Source organism: uncultured Mobiluncus sp. (assembly GCF_963511525.1).
In the GTDB taxonomy this organism is placed as follows: Bacteria; Actinomycetota; Actinomycetes; order Actinomycetales; family Actinomycetaceae; genus Mobiluncus.
Map to the genome: position 1 here is coordinate 201742 of NZ_CAUPIY010000003.1, position 15921 is coordinate 217662.

Below are 15921 nucleotides of genomic sequence, written 5' to 3' on the forward strand. Positions count from 1 at the left end.
AAAAGATACAGGGGAGGCGAAAAATGGCGGTTTCCAAACGCCTGGCGTTCTTGATAGCGCTGGGTATTCCGCTGGTGCTGCTGACTCACTGGAAAACTGGCGCCTTTTTCTGGCTGCTGGTGTGCCTGCTGGTGTCGCTGTTTGACGTCATCGCTGCTCCCAGTCCCCGCCACCTGGAGATCACCCGCTCCCTGCCCCACACGCTGCGTCAACGCACCGAAACGCCCTACACCGTGAGCGTGAAAAATCCCACCAAACGCAAATTCCGGGCCGAGATGCGTGACGCGTGGCCGCCCTCGCTCCAAGCCCTGCCACGCCGCCAGCTTCTGGTGCTGGACGCCCAAAGCTCGACCACTTTACAGGCCAGCTTCACCCCCCAACGCAAAGGCACTTTGCACAGCGATGCCGTCACCGTGCGCTCTTATGGACCCTTGGGGCTGGGCGCCCGGCAGTTCTCCGCCCCCATCGTGCAGGAAGTGAGAGTCCTGCCGGAGTTTCGCAGCGCCAAGTACCTACCCTCCCGCCTGAAAACGTTACGCCGTTTGGAGGGCAACTCCCTGGTGATGCAACGCGGGCAAGGTTCAGAGTTTGATTCCCTGCGGGAATATGTTCCCGGCGACGACGTGCGCGACATCGAGTGGCATTCTTCCGCGCGGCTGCGCACCCCGGTGGTTAAGACTTGGCGCCCCGAACGCGACCGCAACGTCATCATCTGCCTGGATTCCTCGCGCAGTGCCGCGGTGCGGCTTGATAAATACCCCCGGCTGGATGCCTCTATGGAGGCGGCTCTGCTGCTCGGGGCATTGGCTGGCAGTGCCGGGGACCGGGTACATCTCATCGCGTTCGACAATCAGATTCGTTTTCATATCCAACCGGCTCGAGGTGTCGGACTCATCACCGAGATGGCTCAAGCCTTGGCCGATTTACAGGTTTCTCTCACCGAAGCAAACTGGTCAGGGCTCAGTCACACTTTACTTTCCGGGTTACGGCAACGTTCTTTGGTTGTGATTTTGACAGGTTTGGAAGGTGGGGCGGAACGTTCCGGCTTGATGCCGATGGTAGAGGCGCTGTCCTCTCGGCATCACGTCCTGGTGGCGAACTCTCTAGATCCCGAGTTGACCCGTTTGGCTCAACTGCCTGGCCAATGGAACCTCAATGATGACAAGCAGTCACTAAGTCGATTCAATCCCTCTGACGCTTTCCTGTCGGCAGCGGCGATGGCGGAGCTGAACGAACACGAGGAAGCCGGGAACCTGTTGCCTCTGCTAGGGGGGCATTTGTTGAACGCCACCCCGGAAAAGCTGCCTCCCGACTTGGCGGATGCCTACATTTCGTTAAAACGCCGCGGACAGATTTGAGACGCTGTTTACCAATACGGGTCGATGTCTTCGGGATGTTTGCCGATGAGCTGGGAAGATTCCTCCAACACTACCCCGTGAATGAGAGAACGCAAATCATCCGTAGAGCGGGCACGCTGCTCTAGGGGGCGGCGATACACCACCACTTGAGCGGGCAAACTTTTGCCTGGGTCAGCGCCGAATCCTCGACCTAGGACAACTGACTCGCTCTCCCAAGGTGCCGGGTCCGAAGGCGGGACGTCCTCCACTCCATACTGGATAGTAGCTAGTTCCGGGCAGACTGCCACCAGGGAACGAACTTCCTGAATGACCAATTCGTCAAAGGTTTCCCGACGGGTTCGGTAACGTGGCAGCATCGCCGGAACCAAAACTCCGCGATTGCCACGGCCGTGCCGATCGCGGCGCACGTAGGCACGTCGCAGCCGCGGTCCGCTGCTGACATCCCAGCGAATCTCGCCGCCCAAATCCAAAACACGAACCCGGTTGGTTCCAGCTTTTTCACTCATCGCCTCTAGCTTATCCCGCGGTGGCAACCGGGTCGAGGATGTCGCGCAAAATCGCCGCGAACACTCTGAGCCGAGCTCTCAATCCCGGCTCTATCCTGGCCCGGAATCGGTGTCAGCTAGCGAGCCTGAGTGCCCCCGGCACCGGTCGGCTGTATGCTGAGAAGGTGACTTATACGCGCCGTTGTTCCAAACCGAGCTGCCCCAACCCAGCGGTAGCGACGATGACTTTTGACTATCGGGAACGTAGCGCAATCATTGGCCCACTCAGCGCCCATCGGAATCCCGGAGCATACGATTTTTGCCGTGAACACGCTGAAAAACTGACGGCACCACGGGGCTGGGAGGTCGTCCATTTAACGAATTCCTTTACGCCCCCGCCGCCCAACGATGAGGAACTGATGGCTTTGGCTAACGCGGTGAAGGCAGCGGCGCAAAATCCCGCCCCCCGCCAGAGCGTGCATCCCGAAGGCTATCGCGGTCCCCTAAGGAGGGAACCTCAGCCGGGATTGGGGGATACCGCACCCGGAGCACCCGACACCCCGGGGAAACGCCACGGTCACCTAACTTTGGTGCCGCCCCCGAAACAAGTTAGCTAAAACATCAGACCGGCCAACGAACTGTTGACCGGTCTCACTGTGATTCGTTCACAGGTGAATGTAAGTATGCGCGTCGGGGCCTTCTTTGTCACGGAAACGCTTCCATGAGGCTTGAATTTCTTTCTCCGCCTCTTCCCGGCCGACCCAGTTAGCCCCTTCCACTGACTTGCCAGGTTCCAGGTCTTTGTAAACCTCAAAGAAGTGCTGGACTTCCAGGCGATGGAACTCCGAAACATCCTCCAGCTCGGTACGCCATGCGGCTCGCTGGTCAGTAGCGGGGACACACAAGACTTTGTCGTCGCCGCCGTGTTCATCAGTCATGCGGAACATCCCCAGCGCCCGGCACTTGATGACGCATCCGGGGAACGTTGGTTCTTCCAGCAAAACCAGGGCATCGAGCGGGTCGCCATCCATGCCTAGGGAATCATCGATGAAACCGTAGTCATCGGGGTAGCGAGTTGAGGTAAACAGCATTCGATCCAAAACAATACGACCGGTCTCGTGGTCGACTTCGTATTTATTTCGGTTCCCCTTCGGAATCTCAATGGTCACATTGAACGTCAAAAAATCTTCAGCCATTATTTTCTTCGGCATCCTTACTTTTTGTGCCACCGGTGTCTCCGGATTGGCGTTGCTTTGCAACGATGTCACCTGCTTTGGTGAACATCGCTGTAAACTATTGTGCCACACCCGCACCCCTAAGCGACATCTTCTATACTAGATAGGGTTGTTTCCAGATAGCAGAACCGTGTGACGGGGGGGTCGGTGCACACCAGAAGACGAGCAAAAGCAGCGGTAATCGCCGTTGCCCTGGTTCTTAGCGGCGCTTATGTCGGTGCTGACGGAGCGGACTTGGTGCCGGGGTTCCTGACCTTCAAAGCCCCCCTGCCGCGAGTGGTTCCCTTCCCTGACTCTCCCACCGTGAGCCCCGAACCTGCCGAAATTCCGCTCTTTGCCAAATCCACCAACTTCGACGCCAATACGTATAAAGCCCTGGTGCGTGAGTTTGCCGCGGATTACCGCCTCGCAAACGCTAAGCTGTCCTTTTGGGTAGGCGACCGGGATGGCGTGGAACTGGCCTCTTACGAACCTCAGAGCGCACTAACTGCCGCTTCTACGACAAAACTGCTCACCGCGGTGGCAGCATTGCACGAATTCGGCCCGGAGGCGCGGGCCCGCACGGTCGTAGCCTGGGACAACGATAAGCGGAAACTGTACTTAATCGCCGGCGGGGATGTGCTGCTGGGGTCGGGAGCGGACGCCCCGCGTTCCATCAAAGGCTACGCCGGCCTAGACACTCTCGCGGCGGACACGATAGTGGCACTTTCCTCCCAAACTCCAGGGGAATCTGAGCGAGCCAGCGCAGGTCATCAGCCCTCCCCCACCAAGGAACGGAAAACCTCTGCTCCCAAAGCACCAGCCTCTCGAGACAAATCCCCTACGGGCAGCCTGCTGAACGGCAAACCCTACACGTTGGTATTGGACACCTCCTGGTTTGGCTCTGAAACAGCCTCTCCTTTCTGGCGTGAGGGGGATAACCGCTGGGTCGGTCCCATCCAAGGCATGGCCATCGATACCGGTCTGATTGATCCGAACGCTAATAGGGGATATCACCCGGACGCGGCCGGGGTCGCGGGTCAGGTTTTTGCGCAAGCCTTGGGCCGTTTAGGCGGGGCGGGACCAGCAAAAGTCGAGGTGGGGAAATCGGGACTGGCCTCGAAGAAACTCCTCGACCCGCTCTCTCCTTTACCGGAAGTGAACACGGAGGTTGCCACCAGTCACGGTCCGACCCCGATTGCCTACGCACAAGGAGCCCCGCTCGCCCAGGTGGAGCGGCAAATGTTAAAGATTTCGGATAATACTTTGGCAGAGAACCTCGGTCGGCTGGTAGCGCTGCACCGCAACGCAAAACCGACTTTTGCCGCCTCTGGAACAGCGGTTATGGAGTCGCTACGAGAGTTGGGCTTGGACCTGGGCAAAACTGAACTGAAAGGCTGCTCAGGGTTGTCTTATGACACGCGGATACCTGCCCGAGTCCTTGCGGATGTGTTGCGGATTTCCATGCGTAAAGACCATCCTGAACTGCACTCTGTTACCACCAATGTCCCCGTGGCGGGGACAGATGGCACTTTGGAGCACGCTTACCAGGGAACCCTGGCCGCGGGTGTGGTTCGCGGTAAAACCGGCACGTTAGGAATTACGAATTCTCTGGCCGGGACATTCGTGCGCAATAATCAGGAGTTTATTTATGCCCTGGTCATCTCTGGTTATCCTGACTCTCAAGGCGGTCCCAGTATCCAAGCAAAACAGATGTTCATCAACGGTTTGCTCGGCGCGAAAACCTCTTTCTCTAACGTCGACCCAAAGAGCCAGCCTCCCACTGCCCCTCCCGCTGGCGCCGCACCACCGAATCAGGAAGCTCCCACCAACTAGAATCGTCTGATTCCGCATCTTGAAACACCGGTTTCGCTTTTTGTTCGCGAGGTTGCTACAATCACAGCATGACTAAACGAATGCCTCGCTGACGTGCACGTCAGCCTCTAAACGTCCAGTGCCGCGTCCGGTACTGAGCATTCGTATCTTCATGTTCCTGCGTGCCCGTCAGAGCCAAAAATCTTTTGGGGACAAGTTTGTACAGCCATAACTCACGCAAAGGAAACTACGATGTCTAAAACCACTATTGGACCCAACTGGGTCGACCACCCCGAATGGGGCTTCGATACTCTGCAAATTCATGCCGGCTACACCGGCGATCCGACCACGGGCACGCAAACGGTGCCTATTTATGCCACGAACGCGTTTCACTTCCCGAGTGTGGAATCGGCGGCTGCCCGTTTTGCTTTGCAGGAACTGGGGCCCATCTATTCTCGCTTAGGCAATCCCACCAACGATGCTTTGGAAGCCCGGATTGCCGCACTGGAAGGCGGGGTCGGGGCGATTGCCACCGGGTCGGGGCAAGCTGCCATCACGCTAGCTATTTTGACTTTGGCATCGAAAGGTCAAAATGTGGTGGCTTCAAACTCGATTTACGGGGGCACGTTCAACCTGTTGGGCCACACTTTGGAACGCCTGGGTATCGAGGTACGTTTTGTTGATAATCCTCGTGACATTAGCCAGTGGGCGGCCCGTACGGACGCGAACACGGCGGCTTACTACGGGGAGCTGGTGCCTAATCCGCAGGGCGACGTGCTGGATCTGGAGCCCTTGGCTCAAACCGCGCACCAAGCCGGGGTTCCACTCGTTGTCGACAATACGGTTCCCACCCCTTACCTGTGCCGTCCCATCGAGTTCGGGGCGGATATCGTGGTGCACTCCGCCACCAAGTATCTGGGCGGACATGGTTCAGCCATGCTCGGTATCGTGGTTGATTCCGGTCGTTTCGATTACGCCGCGGCGAAAGCGGCCCCGCGTTTCCCCGGTTTCAACACTCCCGACCCCTCCTATCACGGCGTTGTTTATGCCCGTGATTTCGGTGTTCAAGGGGCGTTGGGGGCGAACCTGGCGTTTATTTTGAAGGCGCGGGTAGAAGGCCAGCGCGACCTCGGTTTCGTAGCTTCGCCCTTCGCGGTATGGGCAGTAGGACTGGGAGTGGATACGTTGAGCTTGCGGATGGAACGCCACATTGCCAACACTCGTCGAGTCGCTGAATTCCTGGAGTCCCAGGTCGGCGGTGGCTTAGTAGAGACGGTGCGGTGGTCCTCGCTGCCCTCCTCCCCCTTCTATGCCTTGGCGCAAAAATATACTCCGAAGGGGTGCGGTTCCCTGCTGAACTTTGATCTGACTGGCGGTCTGGAAGCCGGTAAAGCGTTCATCAATTCCCTGGAATTGTTGGCAAATGTCGCTAATATCGGAGACGTGCGCTCCCTCGCGATTCACCCGGCCTCCACGACTCACGCCCAGCTGACTACAGCTGAGCTGCTGGCACAGGGCATTACCCCCGGCACCGTCAGGCTGTCGATTGGCATTGAAGATCCCCAGGACATCGTGGCTGACATTGAGCGCGGTCTGGCCGCGGCACGGCAGGCGAATGCCGCGTAACTGGAGGAAACTATTACTCGCTTAGGAAAACTGATGACTATCAAAGACCTCTATGCGGCTCCTGGCCACGCTGTCTCGCCTCCTCGGGGGGACAACGCTGCGCCTCACGAGGCCGGGTCTGGGCGTGACCTGCGGGTGTCGTATGAGCTGTACCCGCCGCGCAATGCCCGACCAACTTCCCAGGCATGGGCGGGCATAGACCGGCTGTTAGATTCTCGTCCCGATTACGTCTCGGTCACGTTTGGAACGAGCGGTACATCACCGGACGCTTCACAATCTGTCCTGTGGCACGCTTTGAAGCGTTCGGGACGGCCCGTCCTGGCCCATCTGACCTGCGTGGGAAAGACCCGAGCGAACCTGGTGGGAATCATCCGGGACATGATGGACTTGGGTGTGCGTGATTTCCTCGCGCTGCGCGGGGACGATATGCCTGAGGATGAGCAGGGAAAACCGGAACCAGACGAATTTGACCGAGCGTTCCAACTCGTGCAGCTGATTCGAGAGGTTTCCGCCGATTACCTCGGGGATGCTCACGCCGTCAGTATCGCGGTGGCCGCCTATCCGGCAGGCAGCATCCAAACCCGCACGGATGCGGTTCAGGCTCTGGTGGAAAAGCAGGCGGCCGGCGCCGATTTTGCTATCACTCAGGTGTTTTACCGAGCCCAGGACTATGCCGAGTTGGTTCAGTCGGCAACGTACCAGGGCGTGACGATACCCATTGTTCCGGGAATTATTCCGTTTACAGATGTCAGCCGCCTCCAGCGGCTGGAAGGTCTCACCGGGGTCCCGGTACCGGAAAGGATTAAGACCATAGCGAATATCACCGATCCCGCCGAGAGAATCTTGGAGAGCTTGGGCGCTACCCTGGACTTCGTCAACGACCTCATCGAAGCCAACTCACCCGGCATTCACTTCTATACTTTCAATCGGCCCCGGCCGGTCTTGGACCTGGTGGAACACCTGCGTTCTCGCGGTTTTGCTCACGTGGACCAGGAGGATTCACACGACCTGCTCGGCCTGATGAACGCCGCCATGCACCGCATCTCCCCTTGAGACGGAGAACCCGATGAAACCAACCGAACCGAACTTAACAACGAAAACACACATTAGAACCTACTGAAGGGAATTTTAGAAAATGACTGAAAAGCAGCCTTTTCCCGCCGCGACTGTTGCGGGATACCCACGAATTGGCGCGAACCGCGAACTGAAGCGGAGCCTAGAGCACTATTGGGCTCAAAAAATCGACCGCGCCACTTTCGATGCCCAGATAAAGCAACAGTTGGCGACCCGAATCAACCACCTGAAAGATTTGGGATTGAACGAACCGGGGTCAAATCCCGCAGACTTTGTGCTCTATGACCAAGTCCTGACGCTGACTTGCGCCCTGGGAGCCGTACCCCAGCGTTTTGGTAACCTGGTACGCCCCGACGGTTCTCTGGACGTGGACGGAGAGTTCACCTTGGCGCGGGGTATTGATGATAAGCCCGCTTTGGAAATGACCAAGTGGTTCGACACGAATTATCACTACCTGGTTCCTGAAATCGGCCCCTACACTCAGATTTCCGCCGTAGCTAATCCATGGCTGGAACAGGTCAAGGCTGGGGGCCCTGCGCTGCGTCCAGTCCTCATCGGTCCGGTTACCTACCTGTTGGGTGCCAAACCCAGTGCGGACGCTCCGGCACATTTCCAACCGCTACAGCGACTAGACGCGGTGTTGGCTGTGTTCGAGGTTTTCCTCAGACAGTTCGCGGCGGCCGGAGTGACTTGGGTGCAGCTTGATGAACCGGCTTTGGTGTGTGACACCTGGTCCACTTCCCGCGAGGAAGTGCTGGCGGCGGCTCGTAAGACTTACGAATTCCTGAGCAAACTGACCAATCGCCCCCAAATTATTGTCAACGCCCCCTACGGGCCGCTGGGTCTCGATGGGCTGAACGTGCTGAGCGCCACCGATGTGGAAGCCATCGGTCTGGACTTGGTCGCCGGCCCGGTACCTAGCAGCGAGGACCTGCAGACTCTCGGGAACAAAACTCTGGTGGCGGGCATCGTTTCGGGTCGCAACGTGTGGCGTACCGACTTGCACCAGGCTCTCGAGACTTTACAGACGATTCACCTGGTCGTCCCGAGCCTCAGCGTGTCCACCTCGACTTCGCTGCAACACGTCCCCCACGACGCGATCAGAGAAACGTCCCTGGACCCACAAGTGCGTTCCTGGTTGGCTTTTGCGGACCAAAAGATTGCCGAGGTACAGACTTTGGCGCGAGGCTTGGCAGATCCCAGTTCCATTGCCGCTGAGTTGGCGGAAAATGCCGAAATCTTGGCTTCCCGCGCCAACCATCCGGGAGTGAAACGAGCCGAGGTGCGTCAGGCTACCGCGGCCGTGACGGCGGCTGACCGGACGCGTGCCCCCTATCCGCAGCGTTTGGCGGCACAAGCCGAGATCCTGCAGTTGCCGTTGCTGCCCACCACCACGATTGGTTCTTTCCCGCAAACCACCGAGATTCGCCAGGCACGGGCTGCGTTCCGCCGTCACGAAATCGACGAGGCTCAATATGATGAGGAAATCCGCAATGAGATAGCCCGGGTCGTGAAGCTGCAGGAAGATCTCGGTTTGGATGTGCTGGTACACGGGGAAGCTGAACGCAACGACATGGTGCAGTTCTTCGCCGAAAACCTAGAAGGTTTCGCCACCACGGAACACGGCTGGGTGCAGTCTTACGGTTCGCGCTGTACTCGACCCTCGATTCTGTGGGGGGACGTCACGCGTTCCCACCCCATGACAGTCGAGTGGTCGACTTATGCCCAATCCCTCACCGCAAAGCCGATGAAGGGGATGCTGACCGGCCCCGTCACCATCATGGCGTGGTCTTTTGTTCGCGACGACGAGTCTCGTGCGGAGGTTGCGGATCAGCTGGGGTTGGCACTGCGCGCTGAAATCGCCGACCTCAATGCGGCTGGCATCAAAATCGTGCAGGTGGATGAACCGGCCATCCGCGAGCTGTTGCCGCTGCGCGCAGCCGGGCGGGAGAAATATTTGCAATGGTCAGTGGGGGCTTTCCGTTTGGCCACCGGCGGGGCACCGAAAGAGCTGCAAATCCACACTCACCTGTGCTATTCCGAGTTCAACGTGGTAGTGGACGCGATTGATCACCTGGATGCGGATGTCACCTCGATTGAGGCCAGCCGCTCCAAGATGGATATTTTGCCGGCAGTGCACGAGCACGGTTTCGAGCGCGGGCTGGGGCCGGGGATTTGGGATATTCACTCGCCGCGGGTGCCGAAACTCGATGAGGAAGTGGGTCTGCTGGAAAAGGCTGTCGCCGCTTTGGATCCCCACCAAGTTTGGGTCAACCCGGACTGCGGGTTGAAAACCCGCGCCTACCCCGAAACGGTGGCCACCTTAGAGAACCTGGTCGGAGCCGCGAAGGCGGTGCGCACGAAACTCGAAGCCTGAACCTGAAAACCGTCGAGCCTAAGGATAGCGATGCCCGAAACGAGTGAGTTGATACCGGTCAGTGGAGCTTGGAAACCCACTGACCCCAAAGGAAACCGCCAGTTTGCGGCACTGGGAATGCTGAAGCTGGAGGGCGGGTCAGCCCTGCCAGGCGCTCGGCTCGCCTTTGAAACTTTCGGCACTTTGAATGCGGACAAGTCCAACGCTATCCTCATCAATCACGCTCTCACCGGAGATTCTCATGTGTACGGTGAAGACGGGCCGGGCCACGTCACACCAGGATGGTGGAACGAGGTCGTCGGGCCCGGTGCCGCGGTGGATACGAATCGGTGGTTTGTGGTTTGTCCCAACGTTTTAGGTGGTTGTCAAGGTTCGACCGGCCCCGCCAGCTTGGCCCCGAACGGGCGCGCCTGGGGGTCACGTTTTCCCCTGCTGACGACCCGCGATCAGGTGGCGGCGGAAAAAATCCTCATGGATCAGCTCGGTATTCCTCGCTGGTTTGCGGTCATCGGCTGTTCGCACGGGGGACACCGGGCACTGGAGTGGGCGGTGACTTATCCCGAACAGGTGGAGCGGCTGGTGGCGGTGGCTACCGGCTGCGCCACCACCGCTGAACAGGCTGCTTGGTGCCATGTGCAGATGCACGTGCTGGAACTGGACACGAATTTTCGCAACGGCGACTATTACGATAATCCCCCCGGTCAGGGGCCATTCCGTGGGTTAGCTTTGGCGCGGGAAGTGGCACACACTACGTACCGTTCACCCAAGGAACTGCAGGAGCGGTTCGGGCGCGATCCGGGCTACCGTGAAGATCCGCTCTCGGGAGGCCGTTTGGCTGTGCAGTCTTACCTGGACTATCACGGGGTGAAGTTGGCGAAACGCTTTGATGCCGGGTCCTACCTGGCGCTGACTCGCTCAATGCTGACTCACGACGTGGGGCGAGGCCGGGGCGGTTTAGAAGTCGCGCTCTCTCGGGTGCAGGCTCGCGTCCTGGCCTTGGGAGTAGACTCTGACCGGCTGTTTTACCCTTCCCAAACGCAGCAGCTGGCGCGTCTGACTCGTCGCAGCGAGGCGGTCATCATTCATTCCGATTCCGGTCATGATGGTTTCTTGATTGAAAACGAACCTGTCGGCCAGGCCATCGGTGAGTTCCTCGCCGCTTAGGTCACTCCTCTGGCTAATGATGGGCTGACTCAGCGCCCTGTCAGCTAACGCTTCGGCCACAATGTGTTAGCGCCACAGCCTTGGGAAATCAGCCATTGTCCCGCCGCGCCACACCGGTCGCGTTAGAATTTGAGAATGCGATACCTGCCTGACGTACTGGGACCCGGATTTGGCGCCGCTAAACTCCAGTTAGAACCTGATCAGATTTCCCCGCGCTCTGCTACCTTGGTGCGCTACACTCCCGCAGAGGATCCAAAATCACAGTTGCCCGACCGCGTAGTTCCGGTTAACGTGAAACCAGGTGGGGGTCTCAATCAAGGCAGTTTCCGGATCCTCCCGCCCTCAGCTAGCCCGCAGCAGCGTGCCGGGAGCTACCACAATCATTTTGACGCGGCGGCACAGTGGGACGATTCACCCGCTCGAAACCTGGATTACCTGCAGGATTACCTAACTTCCGAGCTGCGGGGTCGCGAAATTGAAGTTGTTGATGAGCTTGATGCACCCTCAGCTCCGCAATTTATTGCCGTCTATGTCCACGGCTGGAATGACTATTTTTATCAAGCCCACCTAGCCCGCATGATGGCCCATCTAGGTGCCGCGTTTTACGCGATTGACCTGCACCGTTACGGTCGCAATATGCCGCGTCAGTCGGGCATTATTCCCTTCAACTGTTACGAGGACGATTACACCACCTACGACCGGGAGTTGGATTGGGCCATCGCCACCGCCCGTCAGGAGCATCCTGATTTGCCTGTAGTCGTGATGGGCCATTCCAACGGGGGTGCGGTAGTTTCCGGGTGGGCATCCCGGCACCACAATGCCTATGACGGCCTCATATTTATCTCTCCCTGGGTAGTGCAAGACGTATCGGGAATTCCCGGTGGGAATACGGTGCGCAACATCATTGCGAAGTATCTGCGGGGACTGCACGTACCGATGCTCGGCCCCGGGTCTACGGTTTACCAAGATTCTCTGATGGGATATGCCACTATCGGTTCTCCCCTGCCTCGTCGCTTGGTTCCATTTAGAAACGATCCGTCGGTGCACGGTTGGGTGACGAACCCGCAATGGCGCATTAACAACGGTGCACCCATTCTATTTGGATGGCTCTCTGCCATCCTCAGCACCCAGCAGTGGTTGGTGGATCATGCTAGTTTTTCCAACCAGCCGGTGCTGTGCCTGACCGCAGCGCATGACCCGGACGATTTTTATCATCCTGAGATTGCCCGGGTTGACCAGCTAATGGCTCAGAGACGGAAATCTGCCGGAATGTCAGCTCTGCATCAGAACCTGTTAAAACACCGCCTATATTGGTCAACCATGTCAAAGGCTATTCTGGGCAAAGGCAATGCTTCTGAGCAGGAAACCCTCTATAAAACTGCACTTGTAGACTGGAGTGAGGCGGCTCGCCACACCGACACGGTATTGAATGGCAATCTCATCGAAGAACGGATTAATACCCTCTACGGTCAGGTGGGCGGCGGATTAACGCTGCGTCAAATGTCCGGTTTGCATGACCTGACCCTGTCCCAGCCTTTGGAACGCGCCGAGTTTTTCGCGGAAGTCGCAGCCTGGATAGCTCGCTCCGGCATCCTCAGCAAATAAGCAAATCTGCACCCAGATGCTTACTACCTGGATAGATATCCTTATTTAAATCAGACTTAAGGGACAGCCGACACAGCGGAGGCGCTGCTGGTTGCTCACAGCGGTCAGGTCCCCCGGTGCGCAAGCCCCCTGAGCACAAGACACGTTTAGCGAGTTATTTCGGTCTGCCAACAGTCCAGTGCGGCGCAGATGCTCCAAGAGCAACTGTCCGTGTTCTCTACTCAGCCCACTGCGTCCCACCGCAGCTAGGAACGTGGAACCTTGACACAGGGAGTCGATAAAAATTGCGGCACGAGATTCACTGGGTGCGCTCCGTGGTGCTCCGCCCGCAGCGGGCGTTGGGGATTTAGGGCCATCGGCGCTGTTCATAAGCTTACCTCAGACAAAAATGCGGCCAACTTGGAACACTGCTACCGCGAGCAGCCAGGCGATGACCAGTTGTCCTCCTACCGCCGCAAGGACGCGTCGCGCCCCGAGCTGACGCCACTGTTCGGCGACAGTAGCCAGGCAGGGGGTATAGGTCAAAACAAAAATCAGGAATGCCAGAGCGGCCACGGGGGCCGCCGCTGCGGAGCCCGCGGAATCGATGAACGTTTCGCGGGTCAGTTCACGCATCGTCGGAGTGGGATTCCCCTCGTCTTGAGCGGCGGCTACGTCTTGGTCGGAAATATCCGCATCGGTGTAGGTGGCCGCTAGTGCGCCCAGCATAGTTTCTTTCGCGACGAATCCGGTTATCAGCGATCCCGTTAGGTGCCAGTCACCGAAACCGGCGGGAGCAAAAACTGGGGCTATTGTCGAAGCCGCCACTCCGTAGGCAGATTCGTTGGCCGGCAGGGAATCCCCGAAGCGGCCCTCGCCAGTAACGGGCGTAACCATTAGGAACCAAATCACGATGGTCATCACTACGATGACCTTGCCTGCGCCCTTGATGAAAGCCCAGGTGCGCTGCAGAGCCGAACGAGCCAAGATGATGCCTCGGGGAGTCTGGTAGGCGGGGAGAACCAGCATCAGCGGCGCGCCGGTAGAGTCGCGCATGAACAGCGGACGCAGCAGCAGCCCTCCCAAGACCACCATGACTATAGAAAGGAAGTACATCAACCACACCACTTCGGTGGCATGAGTACCAAAGAACACCTGCGCGATAAACATATAGACAATCATGCGTGCCGAACAGGTTATGTAGGGGGTGAGGATGACCGCCATCATGCGTTGACGGGAATCCGGAACGGTACGCAGCGCCGCCAAAGTGGGAAGGTTACAGCCAAAGCCCACGATGAAGGGCATAATGACGCGTCCGTCTAAGCCAATGGCACGCATCATGCGGTCGCCCAGGAAAGCGACACGAGCCATATAGCCGGAATCCTCCATGACGGCTATGGCAGCGAACATGACCAGCATCAGCGGGGCGAAAGATAGTACGACCCCCACGCCGGTGAGCAAGCCGTTTACCAATAAACCCTGCAGAACCGGGTTATCCCAGCCCATCCACGTCAACCAAGTCAACACCCCATCGGCTAGAGACGGGGCATGAAACACTGTAATATCCTGGCCGGGAACTCCGATGGAGGTAAATGGCAGCTTTAGCAATCTGGCAGGAATTGTGAAGTCCCAACCGCCGACAGCATCGAAAATCCCCTCCAGGGGGTCTTGGAAAATCGCGGCGAACGTATTAGCCAGCCAGAACACCACGTACATAGCCAACATGAAAAGTAGTGTTCCAGATAAAGGATTGAGCAGCACTCGATCGACTTTGTCCGAACGCGTCGCCCGCGGAACTTCGATACGTTCTTGACGCAGACCGGATTCGATATTTTCAATCCAATCAAACAGCAAAGCCGCCCGCTGGGTTTCTTCTATCGGTTTGGTGATTAGCTCTGGAAGAGGGCGACCCGAAGGTTGACACGGTTGACAATTTGTCCCGCCGCAGGGGTTGGAGAGATTGGCAACCGATAAACCACTTTCCGCATTGGCCTCAACCGACTCGGAAGTCTGGGACAGCGAGGCTTTCGCCGCCACGACTGCCGCCGGGTTATAGCCGGGAGCATGTTTATCCCAGGGCAAACCGCTGAGGTAAGTCGGATTCCGTAACGCCAACGCAATCAGCTGCGTCGCGTCACGCAGGCCTTCGCCGGTACGCGGGTTCACCGTCGCCACGGGGACTCCCAGCAGACAGGAAAGATTATCCGCATCAATAGCCTCGTCGCTTTGAGTGGCGACGTCCTGCATGGTCAGGATGACCGCAACCGGCAGACCGGTCTGGGCTACCTGAGCCAACAGGTACAAGGAGCGCGACAACGCGCTGGCATCTAAGAGGGTTACGACCAGGTCGATTCCTCCGTCGTCGCGTCCGATGTCGGTTATCGAACCGGGCTGTCCCGCCAGCGTTTGTACCACCACAGACTCGTCAGGAGAGTTGGGCACCAGCGAGTATGTTCCGGGAGTGTCGATAAACCGCACGCCCAACGACTTATTGAAACCGGTAAAGACTTCCACCGTGGTTCCGGGCGCATTTACGACCGTTTGATGCATTCCGGTCAGGGCGTTAAACAGCGAAGATTTCCCCACGTTGGGGTTTCCTACCAAGACCACGTTAGTGGTATCGCGCTTGGGCAGGTAGACACGATGTGCGTGCGTGGCGGCTGTTGCGGTTGAGCCATCAGCAGATTTGGGCGGCAGCGGATTACATTTGGGGCAGCTCATCGGATGTTTACTCTCCGTTTTCCGCCGCGGGGATATCTTTCGGGGAGCCCTCACAGTTTGCGGTGATACCGCAGACCGCCAAACGTGGCTCGAACTGCGGCGAAAGGTCGTGGAGAGCCAACGCGGCCTCGAGGGCGGCCTTTTCCTGGTCCAAACCGAGCTTCTGCGCAAACTGGATACAGGGCCGCACCAAGGCGGACCGGGCAAAACCGCGGTCTACCGCCAACCGAGTTCCGCGTACGAACAAAACACGACCCCCGAAAGCACCCTTTTGCGTGACCGTGAAACGCGTCCCCGGACGCAGACCCAGCTCGTGAATCCGCCCACAGAATCTGGTATCGCACCCCAAATCCACCATAATCATGGGAACCCCAACAGGACATTCACACAATTTCACGAAACTAAGCCTAACCTAGCTAAAATCTTTTTTCAACAATTGTCTTGCGTTATTAAAACCCATCCTCACTAAAACCGCTGGTACCGGGCCCTTGACGGAACCCGGC

At 58.1% G+C, this 15921-nt stretch carries 12 protein-coding genes; 8 read left to right on the top strand and 4 right to left on the bottom strand.

What is annotated here, in order from left to right; all coding sequences use genetic code 11:
- Window positions 1-23 precede the first annotated feature (23 nt).
- Window positions 24-1358, top strand: coding sequence for a DUF58 domain-containing protein (locus RQ935_RS03875; protein WP_311497289.1), 1335 nt, complete (start codon window positions 24-26; stop codon window positions 1356-1358).
- Window positions 1359-1366: 8 nt separating this feature from the next.
- Here RQ935_RS03875 and RQ935_RS03880 read toward each other — a convergent pair whose 3' ends face one another.
- Window positions 1367-1864 (bottom strand): metallopeptidase family protein, encoded by a 498-nt coding sequence (locus tag RQ935_RS03880; protein ID WP_299293468.1) that lies wholly within the window; start codon window positions 1862-1864, stop codon window positions 1367-1369.
- Window positions 1865-1902: 38 nt separating this feature from the next.
- Here RQ935_RS03880 and RQ935_RS03885 point away from each other — a divergent pair, with 38 nt between their 5' ends.
- Window positions 1903-2460, top strand: a complete 558-nt coding sequence (locus tag RQ935_RS03885; protein WP_311497290.1) for a DUF3499 domain-containing protein — start codon at window positions 1903-1905, stop codon at window positions 2458-2460.
- 48 nt (window positions 2461-2508) lie between these two features.
- On the opposite strand, the gene RQ935_RS03890 is transcribed toward RQ935_RS03885, so the two are convergent.
- The gene (locus RQ935_RS03890; protein ID WP_311497316.1) at window positions 2509-3024 is read right to left on the bottom strand and encodes an inorganic diphosphatase; all 516 of its coding nucleotides are present in this window, start codon (window positions 3022-3024) and stop codon (window positions 2509-2511) included.
- A gap of 201 nt (window positions 3025-3225) precedes the next feature.
- Here RQ935_RS03890 and RQ935_RS03895 point away from each other — a divergent pair, with 201 nt between their 5' ends.
- The 6 genes from RQ935_RS03895 (at window position 3226) to RQ935_RS03920 (ending at window position 12718) form a co-directional block, all read left to right on the top strand.
- Complete coding sequence (locus tag RQ935_RS03895; RefSeq protein WP_311497291.1) at window positions 3226-4893, top strand: D-alanyl-D-alanine carboxypeptidase; 1668 nt, start codon at window positions 3226-3228, stop codon at window positions 4891-4893.
- Between the two features lie 231 nt (window positions 4894-5124).
- Window positions 5125-6498, top strand: coding sequence for a PLP-dependent transferase (locus RQ935_RS03900; RefSeq protein ID WP_311497292.1), 1374 nt, complete (start codon window positions 5125-5127; stop codon window positions 6496-6498).
- Between the two features lie 33 nt (window positions 6499-6531).
- Window positions 6532-7551 (top strand): methylenetetrahydrofolate reductase, encoded by a 1020-nt coding sequence (locus RQ935_RS03905; protein WP_311497293.1) that lies wholly within the window; start codon window positions 6532-6534, stop codon window positions 7549-7551.
- 82 nt (window positions 7552-7633) lie between these two features.
- A complete protein-coding gene (gene metE, locus RQ935_RS03910; protein ID WP_311497294.1) occupies window positions 7634-9949 on the top strand; it encodes a 5-methyltetrahydropteroyltriglutamate--homocysteine S-methyltransferase in 2316 nt (771 codons plus the stop codon).
- A 30-nt stretch (window positions 9950-9979) separates the two neighbouring features.
- On the top strand, window positions 9980-11113 hold the full coding sequence (locus RQ935_RS03915; RefSeq protein ID WP_311497295.1) for a homoserine O-acetyltransferase: 1134 nt from the start codon (window positions 9980-9982) through the stop codon (window positions 11111-11113).
- A gap of 135 nt (window positions 11114-11248) precedes the next feature.
- On the top strand, window positions 11249-12718 hold the full coding sequence (locus RQ935_RS03920; protein WP_311497296.1) for an alpha/beta fold hydrolase: 1470 nt from the start codon (window positions 11249-11251) through the stop codon (window positions 12716-12718).
- A gap of 378 nt (window positions 12719-13096) precedes the next feature.
- On the opposite strand, the gene feoB is transcribed toward RQ935_RS03920, so the two are convergent.
- Both feoB and RQ935_RS03930 read right to left on the bottom strand, forming a co-directional pair.
- Window positions 13097-15418, bottom strand: coding sequence for a ferrous iron transport protein B (gene feoB, locus RQ935_RS03925; RefSeq protein WP_311497297.1), 2322 nt, complete (start codon window positions 15416-15418; stop codon window positions 13097-13099).
- Window positions 15419-15425: 7 nt separating this feature from the next.
- Complete coding sequence (locus RQ935_RS03930) at window positions 15426-15815, bottom strand: FeoA family protein (RefSeq protein ID WP_311497298.1); 390 nt, start codon at window positions 15813-15815, stop codon at window positions 15426-15428.
- Window positions 15816-15921: the final 106 nt, after the last annotated feature.

Bases quoted from the DNA above. Each gene is read 5' to 3' on its own strand.
- feoB (WP_311497297.1), bottom strand. From the start codon at position 15,418: ATGAGCTGCCCCAAATGTAATCCGCTGCCGCCCAAATCTGCTGATGGC.
- RQ935_RS03915 (WP_311497295.1), top strand. From the start codon at position 9,980: ATGCCCGAAACGAGTGAGTTGATACCGGTCAGTGGAGCTTGGAAACCC.
- metE (WP_311497294.1), top strand. From the start codon at position 7,634: ATGACTGAAAAGCAGCCTTTTCCCGCCGCGACTGTTGCGGGATACCCA.
- RQ935_RS03875 (WP_311497289.1), top strand. From the start codon at position 24: ATGGCGGTTTCCAAACGCCTGGCGTTCTTGATAGCGCTGGGTATTCCG.
- RQ935_RS03920 (WP_311497296.1), top strand. From the start codon at position 11,249: ATGCGATACCTGCCTGACGTACTGGGACCCGGATTTGGCGCCGCTAAA.
- RQ935_RS03900 (WP_311497292.1), top strand. From the start codon at position 5,125: ATGTCTAAAACCACTATTGGACCCAACTGGGTCGACCACCCCGAATGG.
- RQ935_RS03885 (WP_311497290.1), top strand. From the start codon at position 1,903: ATGTCGCGCAAAATCGCCGCGAACACTCTGAGCCGAGCTCTCAATCCC.
- RQ935_RS03905 (WP_311497293.1), top strand. From the start codon at position 6,532: ATGACTATCAAAGACCTCTATGCGGCTCCTGGCCACGCTGTCTCGCCT.
- RQ935_RS03880 (WP_299293468.1), bottom strand. From the start codon at position 1,864: ATGAGTGAAAAAGCTGGAACCAACCGGGTTCGTGTTTTGGATTTGGGC.